The sequence below is a fragment of the Halomonas sp. TD01 genome, from assembly GCF_923868895.1.
Taxonomy (GTDB): domain Bacteria; phylum Pseudomonadota; class Gammaproteobacteria; order Pseudomonadales; family Halomonadaceae; genus Vreelandella.
The window spans coordinates 2,447,591-2,467,148 of the sequence record NZ_OV350343.1 but is presented as its reverse complement, the minus strand read 5'-3'; the positions used below and the strand labels follow the sequence as shown (position 1 = coordinate 2,467,148).

The 19,558-nt window shown below is 57.0% G+C and carries 11 protein-coding genes; 6 read left to right on the top strand and 5 right to left on the bottom strand.

Translation table 11 applies throughout. The features are described 5' to 3' along the window. Window positions 1-36 precede the first annotated feature (36 nt). Together iadA and L1X57_RS11155 are read left to right on the top strand one after the other, a co-directional pair. Complete coding sequence (gene iadA, locus L1X57_RS11160) at window positions 37-1,185, top strand: beta-aspartyl-peptidase (RefSeq protein WP_009721651.1); 1,149 nt, start codon at window positions 37-39, stop codon at window positions 1,183-1,185. A gap of 108 nt (window positions 1,186-1,293) precedes the next feature. Then, the gene (locus L1X57_RS11155) at window positions 1,294-2,118 is read left to right on the top strand and encodes a TraX family protein (RefSeq protein WP_009721650.1); all 825 of its coding nucleotides are present in this window, start codon (window positions 1,294-1,296) and stop codon (window positions 2,116-2,118) included. Here the strand turns inward: L1X57_RS11155 and L1X57_RS11150 are convergent. From L1X57_RS11150 to purE, 3 genes are all read right to left on the bottom strand, one after another. Then, a complete protein-coding gene (locus tag L1X57_RS11150) occupies window positions 2,096-3,739 on the bottom strand; it encodes a diguanylate cyclase domain-containing protein (protein WP_009721649.1) in 1,644 nt (547 codons plus the stop codon). The two genes, L1X57_RS11155 and L1X57_RS11150, sit on opposite strands and share 23 nt — an antisense overlap. 158 nt (window positions 3,740-3,897) lie before the next feature. Next, complete coding sequence (locus tag L1X57_RS11145; RefSeq protein WP_009721648.1) at window positions 3,898-5,037, bottom strand: 5-(carboxyamino)imidazole ribonucleotide synthase; 1,140 nt, start codon at window positions 5,035-5,037, stop codon at window positions 3,898-3,900. Between the two features lie 12 nt (window positions 5,038-5,049). After that, the gene (gene purE / locus L1X57_RS11140; protein ID WP_009721647.1) at window positions 5,050-5,562 is read right to left on the bottom strand and encodes a 5-(carboxyamino)imidazole ribonucleotide mutase; all 513 of its coding nucleotides are present in this window, start codon (window positions 5,560-5,562) and stop codon (window positions 5,050-5,052) included. A gap of 218 nt (window positions 5,563-5,780) precedes the next feature. On the opposite strand from purE, the gene L1X57_RS11135 reads away from it, so the two are divergent. Next, the gene (locus L1X57_RS11135; protein WP_009721646.1) at window positions 5,781-6,053 is read left to right on the top strand and encodes an XRE family transcriptional regulator; all 273 of its coding nucleotides are present in this window, start codon (window positions 5,781-5,783) and stop codon (window positions 6,051-6,053) included. 93 nt (window positions 6,054-6,146) lie between these two features. Here the strand turns inward: L1X57_RS11135 and chrA are convergent, their stop codons facing one another. Further along, window positions 6,147-7,346, bottom strand: a complete 1,200-nt coding sequence (chrA, locus tag L1X57_RS11130; RefSeq protein WP_009721645.1) for a chromate efflux transporter — start codon at window positions 7,344-7,346, stop codon at window positions 6,147-6,149. A 530-nt stretch (window positions 7,347-7,876) separates the two neighbouring features. Continuing rightward, window positions 7,877-9,553 (bottom strand): dihydroxy-acid dehydratase, encoded by a 1,677-nt coding sequence (gene ilvD, locus L1X57_RS11125; RefSeq protein ID WP_234667721.1) that lies wholly within the window; start codon window positions 9,551-9,553, stop codon window positions 7,877-7,879. A gap of 152 nt (window positions 9,554-9,705) precedes the next feature. Between ilvD and recC the strand changes: the two genes are divergently transcribed. Genes recC through recD form a run of 3 tightly spaced genes read left to right on the top strand, consistent with a single transcriptional unit; the run spans window position 9,706 to window position 19,426 of the window. After that, window positions 9,706-13,338: an exodeoxyribonuclease V subunit gamma gene (recC, locus tag L1X57_RS11120; protein WP_009721642.1), complete on the top strand. Its 3,633-nt coding sequence runs from the start codon at window positions 9,706-9,708 to the stop codon at window positions 13,336-13,338. Next, window positions 13,335-17,066 (top strand): exodeoxyribonuclease V subunit beta, encoded by a 3,732-nt coding sequence (recB, locus tag L1X57_RS11115; protein WP_234667719.1) that lies wholly within the window; start codon window positions 13,335-13,337, stop codon window positions 17,064-17,066. The genes recC and recB overlap by 4 nt, the downstream gene beginning before the upstream one ends. Then, window positions 17,063-19,426, top strand: a complete 2,364-nt coding sequence (gene recD / locus L1X57_RS11110) for an exodeoxyribonuclease V subunit alpha (RefSeq protein WP_009721639.1) — start codon at window positions 17,063-17,065, stop codon at window positions 19,424-19,426. The genes recB and recD overlap by 4 nt, the downstream gene beginning before the upstream one ends. Window positions 19,427-19,558 lie beyond the last annotated feature (132 nt).

Genomic DNA, 19,558 nt, shown 5'->3' with positions numbered 1-19,558 from the left:
GCATATTTACCACCTGTTGATTCCCCTGGGAAGCACATGCTGACTCTTGTTAAAAACGCCCAGCTTTTCTCGCCAGAACCCCGCGGCCTGTGCCATCTGCTTATCGCTGACCAGCGTATTGCAGCGGTAATAGATGCGTCTGAACCGGTGAACCTAGGGCCATTAATTACCACCGTCGATCTTGAAGGGCGTCGAGTAATTCCTGGCTTAGTCGACCCCTTGGTACACTATATTGGTGGCGGCGGTGAAGGAGGTTTTGGCAACCGAACGGCAGAACTCAGTTTAGAAGATGCCTGTGCCTCAGGCGTCACAACACTGATTGGCGCCCTAGGCACCGATGCACTAACCCGCACCCCCGCCAATTTAATTGGTAAAGCACGAGAACTCGCCGCTGGCGGTTTAACCGCCTACGCTTACACCGGTTCTTATCAACTTCCCCCGGTAACGCTCACCGGCTCCATTGCCAGCGATATTCTCTATATTCCAGAGTTTATAGGCGTGGGCGAAGTCGCCATTAGCGATCACCGAGGTTCTCAACCGACGACCCAAGAGCTAACGCGGCTTGCCTCCGATGCGCGTACCGCAGGTTTGCTGGCCGGAAAATCAGGGATTGTCTTCATCCACACGGGCGATGCCGACACTCACCTGGAACCGTTGCGCAACGTTGCTAAACAAAGCGCAATTCCGCTTTCACAGTTCTACCCTACCCATATCAACCGTACCGCTGAATTATTTGAAGATGGCCTGCGCTTTGCTCGCGAAGGCGGCTTTATCGACTTCACTACCAGCACGACACCAGAATTATTAGCAGGTGGCGAAGTGCCTGCGTCAGAAGCCGTTGCCAAAGCGCTGAGTGCGCGTATTGACCCGCGTCAGATAAGCCTATCTTCAGATGCCAATGCCTCGCTGCCAGAATTTGACGAACAGCGCCGCTTTGTTGGCTTAAAACCCGGTAGACTAAGCAGCTTGTTCGAGGTACTCGGTGAATGTATCAATGAGCACCATGTCAGTTTTGAACATGCATTAAGATGCGCATCGACAACTGCTGCCGATACGTTAAAACTGCCCCGCAAAGGGCGCCTCGCAGTAGGAACGGACGCCGACTTTATCGTGCTTGCCGATAATCATTGGGCCATTGATCAAGTATGGGCGTTGGGCAAATCTATTTACGATAGTAACGCATGATGTCAAAAAGCCCGGCTAGAGCGCTCTGCAACAACACCTAAACGTATACCGAACTTGCTCAGTCAAACCGAGTCTGTAATCCAGTAAGGAAATTTACAAGGAAGTCTCATGGCTGAACAAACCACTGCAAACGTCTCCTCTGAGGCGGCTTACGCCCGCGATGCACGCCCTTCTTCCCACTGGACTGCCTGGGGGCAATGGCTGGCGCTATTTACCATGACCGTGGATCACCTCACCCGCTATGTGTTGCCGGGTGACTGGGACTTAAGCTGGGCAGGCTCTTCTATTGGCCGCATTGCGTTTCCGTTGTTTGCAGCGATGGTGGCATGGCACGGGCTGTTTAATACTCGCAACCCGCTTCGCTACTCACGCCGCATACTGGTGATTGGCCTAGCAGCTCAGTTGCCTTATATGCTGATGCCGCGCACGTCTGACGACTTTATCCTTAACGTCTGCTTCACACTTGCCTGCGGCCTAGCACTGGGTGCGTTGGTTCGCCAAGGTTGGCAGCACTATCAGCAGCAGACCCTTGGGTTAGCGTGGCTAATGCTTGGCACAGCGGTAGGCGTGACCGTTTGGTATCTGCTGGGTTTCTGGGTGGAGTACGGCCATAACGGTTTGCTGCTGATTCCGCTATTAATGTTTGCCATGCAGGCGCTTAGTGAAACCCGCGATGCGCTGAAATCGCGCTTGTGGGCAGGTTTAGCCGCGTTTCCAGTACTTTGGATAGCCGGTCAAATGAATGCTTCAGATATGGCAAAGTCGTTCACCGTAGGTACCTGCGTGGTGGTGCTAATGCTGGCGGCGGGTGCTGCCCAGCGCGTTCCTCCGGTGGCATTGGCCATGCCACGCCGCCTATGGCTTGCCTGGTATCCAGGGCACTTTGCTTTAATTGCGCTGTGGCTGCTGCTTAGCGGCCAACTGACGGGGTAATTCCTGGCTCCGTGACACGCTTATTCAATTCCTCGCTCATCCAGGGTTGGTAGCGGCGCAGCCGAGCCCGACCCTCGGTTTTTGCTTGGTACATGGCGATATCCGCCTGCTTTAAAACGTCACCATGATCACACTCAGTCGCATTAAAGCAGGTGTACCCCATACTCGGCGTTACCGTTAACCACCGGCTCTCCAGCCGGTACTGTTCTGATAATACCTGCTGTACATTACGCATATAACGCTCAGCTTGCTCATCCAACTGCTCTAAAGAAACCTCTTCAAATAACGCTAGCAGTACGAACTCATCACCGCTTAGTCGGGCTGCCATGTCCTCTTCGTTTAAACATAGCTCTAAGCGCCGTGCCACCTGCACTAATAAATCATCGCCTGCCGCATGACCCATGGTATCGTTAATCAACTTGAAACGATCCATATCTAAAAACATCACCAATCCACAGCGCTGCTCACTGCGCCGCTCATTACACAGGCTTTCTAAGCGTTCAATAAATAGTCGTCGATTAGGTAAATCGGTTAAGGCATCATAATAAGCTTGACGATATATGATCGCTTCGTTGCGCTTGCGCTCAGTAAAATCTTCGATAATTGCCACCCCGCCAATCATTTGGTTACTGGCGCTTAGCACTCCGTTAAAAAATGCCCTTAACGGTATACCTTCCGTTGCTCTAGGCAGTCGATAAGTACCTTCGTAATAGCCCGTGCCTTTTTCTAATGCATCATTAACTGCTTGCGCGACATCATGATCTGCCGAACGGGCCAGCATTCGGTAGCCAATAAGCTGTGCACGTCCCACGCCTAAAATAGCTAACAACTTGTTGTTACAGTCGGTGATAGTGCCTTGCTCATCAAAGTGTAAAACACCGAGCGGAGAGTGCTGAAAAATAGAGCGATAGCGATTTTCACTTTCGCGTAGCTGCGCTTCTCGCGAGGCCATGCTTACTCGCAGTGCAATGTTGTCATGAATAGTGCGACTAAAACGGCGGCTAGTGGTGACAATCAAGCCTAAAAAAAGCACCAGCATTAATCCGATCAAAACAGAGAGTGGTGACCCCTGCAGTAAAAATTGCAATTTCAGAGGCAGCAAAATTGGTATCACGAACCCTATCGATACCCACCAAACCGAAGAAAGCGTAGTAACGCCCCCAGCAGAAATACCCGCTAAAACAATCGAAAGCGCCGCGATTTGCTCTGGATGGTCATTACTAAAGAGTAAAACGCCTGTTGCTCCCCAGACGCAACCAGACGTAATTGCGCCGACAGCAAACCAACCCAACCAGCGGCGGTGCTGTTGGTGCGCAGCCGGCAAACGCATAAAGCGCTGTGCAAGCAACAAACGAAGACCAGAAATCGCGGTAAGCGCTATAAACCAGCCAATTAACACGCTAGCATCCACTACCGGCCACATCGCGGCGACCAATAGTCCACCGGCAACCACGCTGCTTAACACAGGCTGCCAAAGATTGTCGTAAAGCAAGCGTACTTTTTCACCGCGCAAGCGCAATTGTGTTAGATGATGTTCAAGTTGATAGTCACTACGCAGACCGGAGGCTGTCGCTGCTTCTGTTGCGAACGCCGCACCAGAAATTGTCGCGGGGGGTGGCATATAAACTCCCTTTCAATGAGCTGGCTTATAAACCAATCTTATTCGTTCATTCAAACTATTCCTTTGGTATCTCTTTTAGCACGTTTACCAAGTAAAAGTAGCCTAAACATGCAATAAAAAAGCCGCTCCATTTGAGCGGCTGTTAAGCAATGCAATACCTACAGTGAGCTTTCGAAACTCCATGCCACTGGCGGCGCATCAGGCAGCAGTGCCTGACAAGCGCGCACTTTTTCAAGCAACTCGGCATGCGTGTCAGCGATGACATTGACATGCGCGAGCTTACGCCCTGCCCGCTCTTCTTTGTCATAGCGGTGCAAGTGAGTATTGCCAATCGCCAGCATTGCGGCGTTGTCACCTTCCTGGCCAATCACGTTCACCATGCAGGTAGGCGCAATGGCTTGGGTGCTGCCAAGTGGTAGGCCTTGCACAGCGCGTAGATGGTTTTCAAACTGACTGGTGACCGCACCGTCCATGGTCCAGTGGCCAGAATTGTGTACCCGTGGGGCCATCTCGTTAGCTAACAGGTTGCCATCACGCGTCTGGAATAATTCCAACGCCATCACACCAACGTAATCCAGCTCATCTAACAGCATGCGAATGTAACTGTCGGCAGTCTCTTGAACGCTGGCAGCTAAATCCGGCAGCGGCGCAACGGAATAGCGCAAAATGCCGTCTACGTGCTGATTTTCCGCCATAGGGTAAAACACAACATGCCCATCACGCCCCCGCACGGCAATCATCGAGACTTCCCGCACGAAATCGACAAACGCTTCAACGATCAACTGGCGGTGACCAATACTGGTCCATGCCTCTTGAGCCTGCTCCGGCGCTTTCAGGACCGCTTGGCCTTTACCGTCATAGCCCTCAGTGACTGATTTGGCGACAACGGGGCAGCCCAACTCATTGGCTGCCGCCTCAAGCTGTTCTGCGCTCTCAACAACACGGTAAGCAGGCGTGGGAATGCCTAAGCGGTCAAATAAGGCTTTTTCTTCGACACGGTTTTGGCAAACCGCAATCGCTCGGCTTCCTGGGTAAACGGGTTTGTGCTGTTCAATTTGCTCGACCAGCGCTACAGGCAGATGCTCAAACTCGTAGGTCACTACATCGACCTTATCGAGAAATTCCGCCAAATGCTGGTTATCAGGGTCGACAATCACGTCGCCAATGCCCGCGCTGGGGTTGCCGGTCATGTCTAAAAACGTGAAGCGATTACCTAGCGGGTAGCCAGCCAATGCCAGCATGCGACCAAGCTGACCTGCACCTAACACACCGATGTTCTTTGAGATGCCAGAGCTCATTACCAGGACTCCTTAGTTCGCTTCCGCATCGGGGCGCGGGTCTGGGTTATCCAGCACCATTTGAGTTTGCTCAGCGCGGAAGGTCTCTACTGCTTCCCGTACAGCGGTGTCTTGCAGTCCGACAATCTGTGCTGCCAACAAGCCTGCATTGGTCGCGCCCGCTTTACCAATCGCCAGCGTGCCAACAGCGATGCCACCTGGCATCTGGGCGATTGAAAGCAACGAATCCAAGCCTTTAAGTGCTTTGGACTCTACCGGCACACCCAGCACAGGCAGCGCCGTTTGAGAGGCCACCATGCCCGGCAAATGGGCGGCACCGCCAGCGCCAGCCACAATGACTTGCAGGCCACGTTCAGCGGCACTTTTAGCGTAATCGAACAGCAAGTCAGGGGTGCGATGAGCGGAGACTACGCGGGTTTCATAAGGAACGCCCAGCCGCTCTAACATCGCCACCGCGTGTTCCATGACGGGCCAATCAGATTTCGACCCCATGATCACGCCCACTTTGGGTGCGCTGTTCGACATGCAAAAACTCCTCGGCCAAAGGGCCTACTAAAGCAATCAAGCGTTTAATGTGCCGTGTGCCGCAAGCGGCTCACCAGGAAATTAGAAGGCGCATAGTTTACCAGAGCTAATCGCTTAGAGCGCGTTTGTAAATAGATCGAAATTTTAATCAAAGTAGCATTGAAAAGCGCGCGACTTGGCGGCATTGTGTGTTTGTCATTTCAGACTGATGGAGTCACATGAGTACGGCATACTCAACTGCTCACGCAGAAACGCTAGATCCTCCGCGAAGCAGCCCTGACCTCGATGTCAGGGATTTAGAAAAACGTACGCGCCTCATGCGTATCATAACCCGCCTGATCGCCGTATCAGATCTGGGAAGCCGCGAAATCGCCCGCCGGGCGGGGCTTCCAGTGCAAAAGATCAGCGACCTGCTCGCCGGAAGGCTAGAGCATTTAGGCATTGACGAACTCAATGTCCTACGTCGCACGTTAGAGCTGGAGACGCCATAGCAATAGCTGCTATCGAAATTTTACTTCCTCAGCGTTTTATTCTTCATAAATCCGCCCCAGCGACCGGGGCGGCATTATTGCTCTATCACTGATCTACAACGATGACCCCACAGCTACGCCACCCAGCGCCACGATAATCACCACCATCCACGCAGGTAGCTTCCAAACGGTCAGCAGTAAAAAGCCCGTCAGCGCCAGAACAAATTCATAAGGCCCAATAATCGCACTGGTCCATACCGGTTGATACAGCGCCGCGCCTAAAATACCCACCACTGCCGCATTAGCCCCGCGCATCAATGCCTGGGCGCTCTGCCAGCGGCGAAAGTGATTCCAAAAGGGCAACACCCCCACCAACAGTAAAAAGCCAGGAATAAAGATCGCCAACAACGCCAGTAGCGCACCAACAACACCATTCATACCGGGCAACAGCGCGCCTAAGTACGCTGCAAAGGTGAATAGCGGCCCTGGCACCGCCTGGGCAGCCCCGTAGCCTGCCAAAAATTCATCTGCGGTAATCCAGCCGGATTGCACCACTTCCGCTTCCAACAGCGGCAACACTACATGCCCGCCGCCAAATACCAGCGCGCCAGAACGATAAAATGCATCCGCCACCGCTAGCCATGCAGCGCTACCAGCCAACAACGGCAGCAAACCCAGCAGCGTCGCGAATAGCACTAACGCGATAGTGCCTGCACGGCGGGATACCGGAAACTGCAGTGGCTCGCTTGCCGTAGCAGCGGCAACACTGCGGCACAGTGCCAACCCGGCTATACCGCCTAGCACAATAGCGGCGACCTGCCCCAGCGGCCCACTGACCATTACCACGACAAACACCGCCGACAACGCAATTCCCACCCGGGTTTGATCGGGGCATAGGTTACGCGCCATGCCCCACACCGCGTGGGCAACAATGGCCACAGCCACCACTTTTAAGCCATGAATGATGCCGCTGGCAATCGGGCCATCCAACACCGCCGCGCCAAACGCAAACAGCACCAGTACAATGGCGGAAGGCAACGTGAACGCCAGCCATGCCATGACCGCGCCCCAAGGCCCGGCGCGCATTAGCCCCAAGGCAAAGCCAACTTGACTACTGGCCGGCCCCGGTAAAAACTGACACAACGCCACGAGATCAGCGTAGGCGCTTTCGCTTAGCCACTTGCGGCGCTCCACAAATGCCGTACGAAAATAGCCTAGGTGTGCCACCGGCCCGCCAAACGAGGTCAAACCTAAGGCCAAGAACGCCCAAAACACTTCGCTTACCCGCCCGCTCAGATGATTCTTTTCAGCCATAGCGTAAGATTCCCCGTGTGAATAAAGGGTCCAACATAACGATTAAAACTGACACGGTGATGACAATGTGCACCATCACTCAGCCGGATAAGCCGCCCTCGCGGGTGCGCTAACGCTTACGCCGCGCTACAAAACCTAATCAATGCATATTTTGTAGTGCGGCGTAACGAATCTTGCGAGGCATGAGCAAATAAGGAACCCGCGGGAGGCGACGGAAGATGCCAAGCCGCTAACTAACCACGCCCTCGCGGGTGCGCTAACGCTGACGCCGCGCTACAAAACTTAATCAATGCATATTTTGTAGTGCGGCGTAACGAATCTTGCGAGGCATGAGCAAATAAGGAACCCGCGGGAGGCGACGGAAGATGCCAAGCCGCTAACTAACCACGCCATCGCGGGTGCGCTAACGCTGACGCCGCGCTACAAAACTTAATCAATGCATATTTTGTAGTGCGGCGTAACGAATCTCGCGAGGGACGAGCGAATGAGGCACCCGCAAATTGAGCCAGCCACCTCTATAGCGACGTGCGTTAATCAGTAACGGCGCCGGTACTGGCAGAACTGACCAACTTGGCATACTTCGCTAGCACGCCTTTGCGGTAGCGCGGTTCTGGCTGCTCCCAAGCGGCACGGCGACGCATCATTTCTTCATCGCTGATGTCCACCTCAATGGTGTCGGCTTCTGCATCAATGGTAATGGCATCGCCGTCCTGAACCAGCGCCAGCGGGCCACCATCAAAGGCTTCCGGCGATACATGGCCTACCACAAAGCCATGGCTGCCGCCGGAGAAACGCCCATCGGTAATCAGCGCCACATCATTACCCAAACCACGCCCCATAATCGCAGACGTTGGCGTGAGCATTTCGCGCATGCCAGGGCCGCCTTTCGGGCCTTCATAGCGAATCACCACGACATCGCCCGCCACCACGGTACCGTCGTTAATGCGCGCCTGGGCCTCTTCTTCAGAGCCGAACACCCGCGCCGAACCGCTAAAACGCGTCCCTTCCTTACCAGTAATTTTGGCCACTGCACCTTCCGGTGCCAGGTTACCAAACAGAATACGCAGGTGGCTTTCGGCTTTAAGCGGGTTGCCCAGCGGCGCAATAATCTGCTGATCAATGGGATACGGTTCAACATCTGCTAAGTTTTCGGCCAGCGTTTTACCCGTCACCGTTAAGCAGTCGCCGTGCAGTAGCCTGGCATCCAGCAGGATTTTCATCAGCGGCTGAATTCCGCCAATCGCCACCAGCTCGCTCATCATATAGTGGCCGCTGGGGCGTAAGTCGGCGAGCACCGGGACACGCTTACCGATCTCAGTAAAGTCGGCAAGGGTCAGTTCAACACCAATGGTGCGCGCCATGCCTATCAAGTGAAGCACCGCGTTAGTAGAACCACCCAATGCAATCACCACGGTAACCGCATTCTCAAACGCTTCGCGGGTCATAATGTCTGAAGGTTTGATATCACTAGCCAGCAGCGCCAGCACAGCCTCGCCTGCCGCTTTACAGTCGTCGCGCTTTTCTTGGGAAATGGCGTTCTGCGCCGAACTGCCCGGCAGGCTCATGCCCAACGCCTCAATAGCAGACGCCATGGTATTCGCGGTATACATACCGCCACAGGAACCCGGGCCAGGGATGGCGGTTTCTTCGATGTTTTTGAGCTCGATCAGATCGATATCACCACGGGAGTGCGCACCCATCGCCTCAAATACCGAGACGATATCGGTATGGCCTTTACCGGGCATAATGGTGCCACCATACACAAACACGCTGGGGCGATTCAGACGCGCCAAGCCCATCACACAACCCGGCATATTTTTGTCACAGCCGCCAATAGCCACCAGTCCATCAAAGCCTTCGCAGCCCGCCACGGTTTCAATGGAGTCCGCAATCACTTCGCGGGAAACCAGCGAGTACTTCATGCCTTCGGTCCCGTTGGCGATGCCATCAGAAATAGTGATGGTATTAAAGATAACCCCTTTACCACCCGCCGCATCGGCACCGTCACGGGCGAACTCTGCCAACTCACCAATGTGGCTATTGCACGGGGTCACCATGCTCCAGGTAGAGGCAACGCCCACCTGGGGCTTGGTAAAGTCATCATCATTAAACCCCACCGCCCGCAGCATCGCGCGGCTGGCCGCCTTGCCAGGGCCGTCCACCACCTGGGCTGAATGGCGGCGGGTATTATTAGTAGGCTCGGTCATGGGGAATTCCTCTTTGCTTGACTCACATCGCTTTACGCACGGTATCCGCATAGCTTGGCGATATAACGCGCATCCCGCAAGACACTTAACTTATGGCACCATAGCGCTACGCGCTATTCCCAATGCCTAATGCCGTGAAGGAACACCACCGCATGTCTGCCAATTCACACTGCTCACCAACACCGTTCTCGCCAACGTCGCTTACTCCTGGCTTTATGGTGGTGCACGCTAACCGTCTGGAAGACTTGCGCGGGCTGGCGGTGCAATGGATGCGCTTGCACCCGTTGGGGCCGCTGGAAAACGAGACTATTCTGGTGCAGAGCAACGGCATTGGGCAGTGGTTAAAGCTGGCGTTGGCGGAAGACCCGGAAAATGGTGGTGCGGGCATCGCCGCCGCGCTGGATGTCATGCTGCCTGCGCGGTTTTTATGGCAGGCCTACCGCACGGTGCTCACCCACGTTGACCAGGACGGCGACGCGGTGCCAGAAACCTCGCCGTTTGATAAATCGCGCTTGGTATGGCGACTACTGCGCCTGCTGCCCACACTAGCGGGGCAGGAAGTGTTCGCGCCGCTGGCCCAGTTTTTAGAAGTCGAACGCGACCAGCGCAAGCACTACCAACTAGCCGAGCGGCTGGCGGATTTATTCGACCAGTATCAGGTCTACCGCGCCGACTGGCTGGATGCCTGGGCCAACGGTGACGACGTGCTGATTACCGCTCGGGGAGAACCCCGCCCGCTGGAAGAGCACCAGCGCTGGCAGCCTGCGCTATGGCGCATTCTGCGTGAGGATGTCGCCGCCACCCAAGGCGATGCAGGCCTCAACAGTAGCCGCGCCCAGGTGCATCGGCGCTTTTTAACAGCCTCTGAACAGCTGGAAGGCCAGCCCTGCCCACGCGGCCTGCCTAGGCGGCTGATTATTTTTGGTATTTCATCGCTGCCCCAACAAACCCTGGAAGCGCTGGCAGCACTCTCTCGCTGCTGCCAAATCGTGCTGTGTGTCCACAACCCCTGCCAGTTCTACTGGGCGGATATCATCGAGCATAAAGATTTACTGCGCGCCAACCGCTACCGTCAGCGGCGCAAAACCGGCATGCCCGAAGCACTAGATGTGCTGGGCACTGGCGACGCCGACGATGCCCTGCATCTGCACGCCCAGCCGCTACTCGCCGCCTGGGGCAAGCAGGGCCGCGACTACCTGCGCCTGCTGGATGAACACGACGATTCGGGCAATTATCAAACCTTGTTTGAGCAGCAGGCGCTGCGTATTGATATGTTTGAGCCGTTTAACGGTGTTGATCGCGACTGCCTGCTCAGCCAACTGCAAGATGATATTCGCGAACTGCGCCCCGTGGCGGAAACCCAAACTCACTGGCCCGCGCTAAGTTCGGCAGATGACTCCATGGTGTTTCATATTGCCCACGGCCCTCAGCGGGAAGTTGAGATTCTTCACGACCAGTTGCTGGCCGCCTTCAGTGCCGACCCTGACCTTCGCCCGCGGGATATCATCGTCATGGTGCCAGATATCGACCGCTACGCGCCGCATATCGCCGCAGTGTTTGGCCAACTACCAAGTGACGACCCACGGCATATTCCCTATACGCTTTCCGACCAAGCCAGTCGCCACCGCCTGCCACTAATGATTGCCCTGGAAAAGCTGCTGCGCCTACCTGAGCTGCGTCTTTCGGTCAGCGACTTACTGGATCTGCTCGATGTACCCGCTCTGTGCCAGCGCTTTGGACTGGAAGAGCGCGACCTACCGGTACTCGAGCGCTGGATGGAGGGTGCAGGCATTCGTTGGGGGCTGAATGCCAAGCAGCGCCAGACACTTGAGCTACCCGGCGGGTTAAGCCAAAACACCTGGGCGTTTGGCCTGCGCCGCTTGCTGCTCGGCTACACCGTGGGCAAAGGCCACGCTTGGCAAGGAATCGAGCCGTTTGACGATATCGGCGGGCTGGAAGCGGGCCTTGCCGGGCCGTTAGCCACCTTGTTGGAAAAGCTCGAAGAAACCTGGGAAACCTTCTGCCAGCCCACCGATGCGGCCAACTGGGTAGCGCGACTACGCACGCTGCTGGAAACCTTCTTCCTGACTGACGAGGCCCAAGAAAGCGTAATGCTCACCAAGCTGGAAAACGGTTTGCAGCAAATGCTGGAAAGCAGCGAGGAAGCCCAGTTAAACGAACCGCTGCCGCTCTCCATGGTGCGCGAACACTGGCTGGCACAGATTGATGAACACAGCCTTTCCCAGCGCTTTCTAGCCGGTGCGGTCAACTTCGCCACGCTAATGCCCATGCGCGCCATTCCGTTTAAGCGCGTGTGCCTGCTGGGCATGAACGACGGAGAGTACCCCCGCTCTCAGCCACCGCTAGATTTTGATTTGATGGGTAGTGACTACCGCCCCGGTGACCGCTCTCGCCGGGAAGATGACCGCTATCTGTTTTTGGAAGCGCTGCTCTCCGCCCGCGACCAGCTCTACATAAGCTGGGTCGGCAGAAGCCAAATCGACAACACACCGCTACCGCCTTCGGTACTGGTCGGCCAACTCCGTGACCATCTGGAAGCAGGCTGGCAGATCAAGAACGGCACGCCACTGCTGGAAGCGCTAACCACAGAGCACCCGCTGCAGCCGTTTAGCCGCGCTTATTTTGCTAGCAACCCGCAAGTCTCGCGACTGTTTACCTATGCACATGAATGGCGCGAGGTACACGCACCGCGCACGCCTCAAGCTGCCCAATCCTCACTTCCCCCACCGGAAAACATCCCCACCAGCCTGACGCTTGGCCAGTTAGGCCAATTCCTGCGCGAGCCAGTACGCGCCTTCTTCAATACCCGGCTGGGAGTATATTTCGAGCAGGAAGCGATTGCCGAGCTGGACGAAGAACCGTTCGCCCTGGATGGCCTGCAAAACTGGCAGTTGCAAGACCAACTGATCGCCGCCCAGCGCCACGCCATTGACCGCGGCGAGCCACGCATTGAAGCACTGCACGCAGCCCTTGAGCGTTTTCAGGGCCAAGGCGTATTGGCCATGGGTGCCTTTGGCGAGCGCATGCGCGATGCCTTAGCAGAACCCATGGAAGCCCTGTTCAGCGACTACGAAGAAGCCCTGGGCGCTTGGCCGATTGCGCTAGGTGACCCAGCAGCCATTCACCTGGAAGGTAGTAACGGTATTACGCTGGAAGATTGGCTGGGCGAGCTACGCCAGGATGAGGCGGGCAACCGCTGCCGCCTTTTATTACTCAGCAGCAGCCTGGTCAAGAACGGCAAGTACCAGTGGCATCTGCTGCTGCGCCACTGGGTTGCCCACCTCGCGGGTAACCTCAGCGGTCCGATGACCACGCAACTGCTCTCCAAAGCGGGCAACATCACCCTGGAACCTATCGCTGCCGACACCGCCCGCACGCACCTGGAAACCCAGTTAAGCGCCTGGCAACACGGCTTAGAAGTGCCATTACCGCTGGCCCCCCAAGCCGCCTTTGCTTGGCTAACAAAACTGGGCACACCTGACATTGCGATTGAAAAAGGCAGGGAAAGCGACGCCTACGCCGCGGCCGAAAAAGTCTATGAAAGCGGTTACAAAACCACTGGCGAAGCCGATCAGAGCCCTTATCTCGGCCACCAATGGCCCCGCTTCGAGCGGCTATTTTTCGACCGCATCGAAGCATCTTATAATGGCCAAACACACACCTTCGCCACGCTGACGGAAGCGCTTTATGCGCCGCTGTTCAAGACCGTGAAAAAGCCAGACACTACAAAAGCCTCAAGCGGTAAAAAAGGAGCTGCCCAATGAGCCAGAACGCCTCTCCAATGCCGCTTAACCCTCTTACGCTACCGCTTCACGGCAGCCGCCTGATTGAAGCCAGTGCGGGCACGGGCAAAACCTTTACCATCGCGCTGCTCTACGTGCGCCTGGTGCTGGGCGGGCAGCACAGCGAAGACGACAGCGCCTTTGTACGCCCGCTCACCCCGCCGGAAATTCTGGTAGTCACCTTCACCAATGCCGCCACCCAGGAACTGCGCGAACGCATTCGCCACCGGCTGGTGGAAGCTGCAGCGGTATTTAGGGCCACTGATGATGCTGGTTCGGATTCCTTGCTCATCCAACTGCGCAGCCAATACCCCGAGGCCACTTGGCCCGCCTGCGCTCGCCGCCTGGAGCTAGCCGCCGAATGGATGGACGAAGCCGCGGTTTCCACCATCCACAGCTGGTGCTATCGCATGCTGCGCGAACACGCCTTTGATAGTGGCAGCCTGTTCTCGCTCAACCTGGAAAACGACCAGCGCGAACTGGAACAAGAAGTGGTGCGCGACTACTGGCGCACCTTCTACTACCCACTGGATGCCGACGCCCTGGGCAGCATTACCAGATACTGGAAATCGCCGGATAAACTCCACGAAGATGTACGCAAGTTGCTCCACGAAAGCGACGCACTCGGCAGCCAACGCCCCGCGCCAGCCGACACATTAAGCGCTGCCGACGCCGAACGCAGCGCACGCCTTGAAGAACTAAAAGCTCCTTGGCGAGCGTGGGTACATGAACTACGGCAGCTTTTTGACGATGGCCAAACAGCCAAGCACTTTGCCCCTGGCAAAATGCGCAAAGATCATCGAGGAAAATGGCTGGATAAAATTCAGCAATGGGCGGAAAGCGACCTTGTCAGTCCTGATATGGATAAGAAGGCCACTGCATGGAAGCGACTGACACCGGCGGGCATTGCTGAAATCTGGAACGGAGAGCCACCGAACCACCCAGCGTTTGGGGCGTTTGAGGCACTGCCCGCCGCCCTCAACGCCTTGCCCGAACCGCGCAACGACCTGTTGATTCACGCCGTGCAGTGGTGCAAAGTGCGTATGGAGCGGGAGCAAGAACGCCGTGCCGAGATGGGCCCCAACGACCTGCTCACCCATTTAGACCGCGCCCTGCAAGGCCCCAACAAAGATGCCCTGGCAGCGCAGATTCTGCGCCAGTTCCCCGTCGCGCTGATTGATGAGTTCCAGGACACCGACCCGATTCAGTACCGCATTTTTAACGCGGTCTATGACGTCGCCAACCCACGCCGCGACGCCGCCATGCTACTGATCGGCGACCCCAAGCAGGCCATCTACGCCTTTCGCGGCGCGGATATCTTCACCTACCTGCAGGCTCGCCAAGACACCGCCGGCCGCCACGTCACGCTAGGCACCAACTTCCGCTCCAGCCGCGCCATGGTGGGAGCCGTCAATCACTGCTTCCACTACGCCGACCAGCACCCGGCTGGGGCGTTTCTATTTCGCGAAGACGGTGGCGAAAACCCGCTGCCGTTCTTATCGGTAAATGCCAAAGGCCGCGACGAACAATTGGTGCACCAAGGTAAGCCGCTGCCCGCCATGACACTTTGGCCGTTAACAAGCGAAGAACCACTTTCCAAAACCGCCTACCAGACCGAGATGGCCGAACGCTGCGCCTCTTATATGGTGGAATTGCTCACGGCAGGCCAAAGCGGCAATAAAGAAGGCAAAAGCGGTTTTCAGAAAGGCGATGACCTAAGCCCGCTAAAACCTTCCGATATGGCAGTACTGGTCAACGGCCTGCAGGAAGCCCGTGCCATTCGCTTAGCGCTGGCCAGCCGTGGAGTAAAGAGTGTTTACCTTTCCGACCACGACAAGGTGTTCAGCTCGCCCATGGCCAAGCAGGTAGAACGCTGGCTGCGCGCCTGCGCCGAGCCGTTAGCCAGTTCCCGCCAAGCCGAAGCCCATCTGCGAGCCGCCTTGGCCACGCCAGTATTGGGGCTAAGCCTAGCCGACCTTGATCACCTGCAACAAAACGAACTGGCCTGGGAAGCGCGGGTGGAGCAATTCAGCCACTACCATCGCCTATGGCAGCGCCAGGGTGTGCTGCCCCTGGTACGCCGCATGATGGTGGATTTCGACATTCCCGCCCGCCTACTGGGGGAATTCGAAGAGGGTGAGCGCTTGCTCACCGACCTGCTGCACTTAGGCGAACTGCTGCAGCAAGCCAGCGCTGAACTGGACGGCGAACACGCGCTGATTCGCTTTCTGTATGAATCCATTGCCGACCCGGAAGGCCACGGCGACAGCCACAAGTTGCGCCTGGAAAGCGACGCGGATTTGGTCAAGGTGGTCACCATCCACAAATCCAAAGGCCTTGAGTACCCGCTGGTATTCCTGCCGTTTATCGCCAACCACCGCCCAGTGAGCGATAAAGACATACCGCTGCGCTGGCACGACGCCCAAGGCAATCTTCAGCTCAGCCTAAGCGCCGATGAAGAAACGCTGGCTACCGCCGACCGCGAACGTTTAGGGGAAGACCTGCGCAAGCTTTATGTGGCGCTAACCCGCGCCCGCCACGCGACTTGGCTGGGGCTAGCCCCACTTCAGGGGTTAGAAAATAGCGCCCTCGGCTACCTGATTAGCGGCGGAAAAACGCTTGTACCGGCGGAGCTAACCACCGCGCTGGAAGCGCTGGCACAAGGCAGCGAGATTGCTGTCAACGAGCCACCGGCACCCACTGCCCAGCGCCTTGCACTCTCTGCACAAAGCGCCGAACAAAGCGCCACGCTTGGGCACGCCCGCACGCCCACGCGCCCGGCCAAGGAACACTGGTGGATTGCCAGCTACTCGGCGCTGCGCCTTTCCGGCACGCTCACCGCCCCCACGGCCACGCCACTGGAGCCGACCACCGCCCAGGAAGCTACCGCGTTTGAAGTATTGGATGAGCCGCAGGAACTATCCCAGCTGGCCCAGCAGGAAACATTTCATCTGCATAAATTTCCCAGAGGCCCAGGGCCGGGAACATTTTTGCATGGCTTACTGGAATGGGCAGGCAGGCAAGGCTTTGCAGCCGCTGCTAACGATCAAGATTCACTCAACGATATGCTATGGCGGCGCGTACAGCTGCGCGGCTGGCAAGCATGGCAGGAACCGCTAGCAGGCTGGCTTTCAGCGCTACTCACCACACCGTTACCGCTGGCCGCGCCAAACCAACAAAGCGTCACACTGACCGAACTCAGCAGCTACCAAGTGGAACTAGAGTTCTGGCTAGCCGCCAAACGGGTCAACACCCAGGCGATTGATGCCCTGGTAAGCAAGCACTTACTGCCAGGGGTTGAGCGCCCAGCGCTGGATGCCGATACCCTAAACGGCATGCTGAAAGGCTTTATCGATTTAGCCTTCGAGCACCAAGGGCGCTTTTACGTGCTGGACTGGAAATCGAACTATTTAGGGCCCAGTGATAGCGATTACGAACCGGACGCCTTGCGCCATGCGCTGCTGGCCAAGCGCTACGACCTCCAGGCCGCGCTTTACCTGCTGGCTATGCACCGGCTGCTAAAAGCGCGCCTGCCCAACTACGACCCGCACCAGCACTTGGGTGGCTCAATGACGGTATTTCTACGCGGCAGCCGCAGCCCAGGGCGCGGGGTATTTTCCGAGCCCGCCCCGGTTGAACTGATCGAAGCACTGGATAGCCTGTTTGCAGGCGCATCGTTTTCAAGCCCCGCACAGGAAGCGACGGTATGAGTAAGCCCAAAGACACCCACACCTTCGACCTGTTTGGCGATGCCGTTGAAACACAGGATGCCCAGCCTTCACTGGCCCCCGCGCCAGTGAGCGCTCACCCTGCGTTAAGCGATACCACTGAATTGCTAACCCTATGTGAGCGCTGGGTAGCCAGGGGCTGGCTGCGCGATTTAGACCGCGCTCTGGTGCGCTTTTTAGCGGCAGAAGCACCGGATGCCCCCGCGCTGCTGCTGTTAGCCGCCGCCCTGGCCAGCCACCAGCTAGGCCGAGGGCATGTGTGTCTGGACTTAACCGCCACGCTTAACGCACCAGATTTCGCCCTTTCGCTACCACCAGAAGGGGATGATTTAACCGACTCGCCACCTCTGCCCAGCGATGTGCTGGCAACGCTTACGCTAAGCGAATGGCAAGCCGCGCTGCACCACCCACTGCTCACCAGCGAAGGCCCCGGCAACACACCGCTGGTGGTAGTGACTAATCACTCAGGTTCAGACACGCGACTCTACCTACGCCGCTACTGGCAGTACGAGCAAACCCTGCACCAGCAAATCGCCAGCCGCCTAGAAGATGAAAACACCGCACACACACAGGCAGTGAATGATAACGCCACGACGGCAACTGATAACCGTTGTAGGAGGCCAATTTATTGGGCGATGGGTGACGATAGTCACCCCGGTCTTCTCCCCCAGGCCCTGAATATTCTGTTCAAGCCAAGCGGCAATCTCGACTGGCAAAAAACCGCCTGTGCGCTGGCCGCCCGCAGCCGCTTCGGCATTATTACCGGCGGCCCCGGCACCGGCAAAACCACCACCGTGGTGCGCCTGCTCGCCCTGCTGCAAACGCTGCAACTGGCTCACTCACCCAGCCAACCGCTGCGCATTCGCCTAGCCGCCCCCACCGGCAAAGCCGCTGCCCGCCTGAATGAATCCATCGCTGGGCAAGTCAGCCAACTTCCCTTCAAAGGATTAACCACCTTATTGGAAGGAGCTTTGTGGGAGGGAGCTTTAGCTTTGGTTCGACACGTCGACGAAGATGAGGCCCCAGAGCAGCTTCAAGCCGCCATCCCAACTGAAGTCACCACGCTCCACCGCTTACTAGGCGCTCGCCCCGACACCCGCCACTTCCGCCACAGCGCCGCCAACCCGCTAGCGTTAGATGTACTGGTCATCGACGAAGCCTCTATGGTGGATATCGAAATGATGGCCGCCGTGCTGAGCGCCCTGCCCGCCAATGCACAGTGCGTGCTGCTGGGGGATAAAGACCAGTTGGCATCGGTAGAGGCTGGCTCGGTACTCGGCGATTTATGCCGCCGTGCCGAAGCCGCCCACTACACCCCAGAAACCGCCCAATGGCTGGAAAGCGCCACCGGCCAGCCGCTGCCACCCGAGTACCTGGATGCTGACGGCCAGCCGCTCGACCAAGCCATTACCATGCTGCGGGTAAGCCACCGCTTTAACGAACACAGCGGCATCGGCCAGTTGGCCCAGGCGATTAACCAGCCCAGCCATGCCCAAACTGATTGGGAAAAACAGCAGGCCGTTAGCGCCGTGCTGCGCCACGGCTACCCAGACTTACACCACCTAACGCTTGCTGAGGACACCGCGCTGGATAAGCTGGTGATTCACGGCAGCGCGGATAAGTTTCTCAATGGAGGTGAAGGCCGCACCAACCACAAAAATGAACCCATCGCCCCGCCCACTGGCTATCGCCATTACCTAAAGGTGCTGAACGCACAGCGCCCGCGTGGGGAATCGTTTGAGGACAACCCAGCGGCCTATAACGCCTGGGCTTCTGAGGTACTAAGCGCCTACAGCCACTTTCAACTGCTGTGCGCGCTGCGCAAAGGCCCCTGGGGAGTAGAAGGCTTAAACCTGCATATCGCCAAAACCCTGCGCAGCGAAAAGCTGCTGTTTGGCAGTGACTACACGTTAGAGAAAGGCTGGTATGAAGGCCGCCCGGTACTGGTCACCCAAAACGACTATGGCCTAAAACTAATGAACGGCGATATCGGCATCACCCTGGCCGTGCCGGATCCCCGCAATCCGCAACAGAAACTGTTGAGAGTGGCCTTTCCTTCATCAAGTGCCACGAGCGATGCCGATAAACCCATCCGCTGGGTACTGCCCTCCCGCCTACACGCGGTAGAAACCGTATTCGCGATGACGGTACACAAATCCCAAGGCTCGGAGTTCTTACACACCGCCCTGCTGCTACCGCCGACGATCAACCCGATTCTCACCCGCGAGCTGGTCTACACCGGCATCACCCGCGCCCGCGACTGGCTCACGGTGATGGAAGCCAAACGCGGGGTGTTGAATGAGGCGGTGACGAGGGAAGTGATGAGGGTGAGTGGGATGTAGAAGGTTGTCATCAAAACCGACATTAGCGGTGCTGGTAATGTCGGTCTTCGGCCAGGAGCGGATGTTAAAGAGTTTTCAGATTAATGATGTTCACAACATCTATTCCACGCCCCCTTCCCTAAAACGCGGAGC

Coding starts and splice junctions, on each gene's coding strand:
- L1X57_RS11155 (WP_009721650.1), top strand. CDS start 1,294: ATGGCTGAACAAACCACTGCAAACGTCTCCTCTGAGGCGGCTTACGCC.
- recB (WP_234667719.1), top strand. CDS start 13,335: ATGAGCCAGAACGCCTCTCCAATGCCGCTTAACCCTCTTACGCTACCG.
- recC (WP_009721642.1), top strand. CDS start 9,706: ATGTCTGCCAATTCACACTGCTCACCAACACCGTTCTCGCCAACGTCG.
- chrA (WP_009721645.1), bottom strand. CDS start 7,346: ATGGCTGAAAAGAATCATCTGAGCGGGCGGGTAAGCGAAGTGTTTTGG.
- iadA (WP_009721651.1), top strand. CDS start 37: ATGCTGACTCTTGTTAAAAACGCCCAGCTTTTCTCGCCAGAACCCCGC.
- L1X57_RS11145 (WP_009721648.1), bottom strand. CDS start 5,037: ATGAGCTCTGGCATCTCAAAGAACATCGGTGTGTTAGGTGCAGGTCAG.
- recD (WP_009721639.1), top strand. CDS start 17,063: ATGAGTAAGCCCAAAGACACCCACACCTTCGACCTGTTTGGCGATGCC.
- purE (WP_009721647.1), bottom strand. CDS start 5,562: ATGTCGAACAGCGCACCCAAAGTGGGCGTGATCATGGGGTCGAAATCT.
- ilvD (WP_234667721.1), bottom strand. CDS start 9,553: ATGACCGAGCCTACTAATAATACCCGCCGCCATTCAGCCCAGGTGGTG.
- L1X57_RS11150 (WP_009721649.1), bottom strand. CDS start 3,739: ATGCCACCCCCCGCGACAATTTCTGGTGCGGCGTTCGCAACAGAAGCA.
- L1X57_RS11135 (WP_009721646.1), top strand. CDS start 5,781: ATGAGTACGGCATACTCAACTGCTCACGCAGAAACGCTAGATCCTCCG.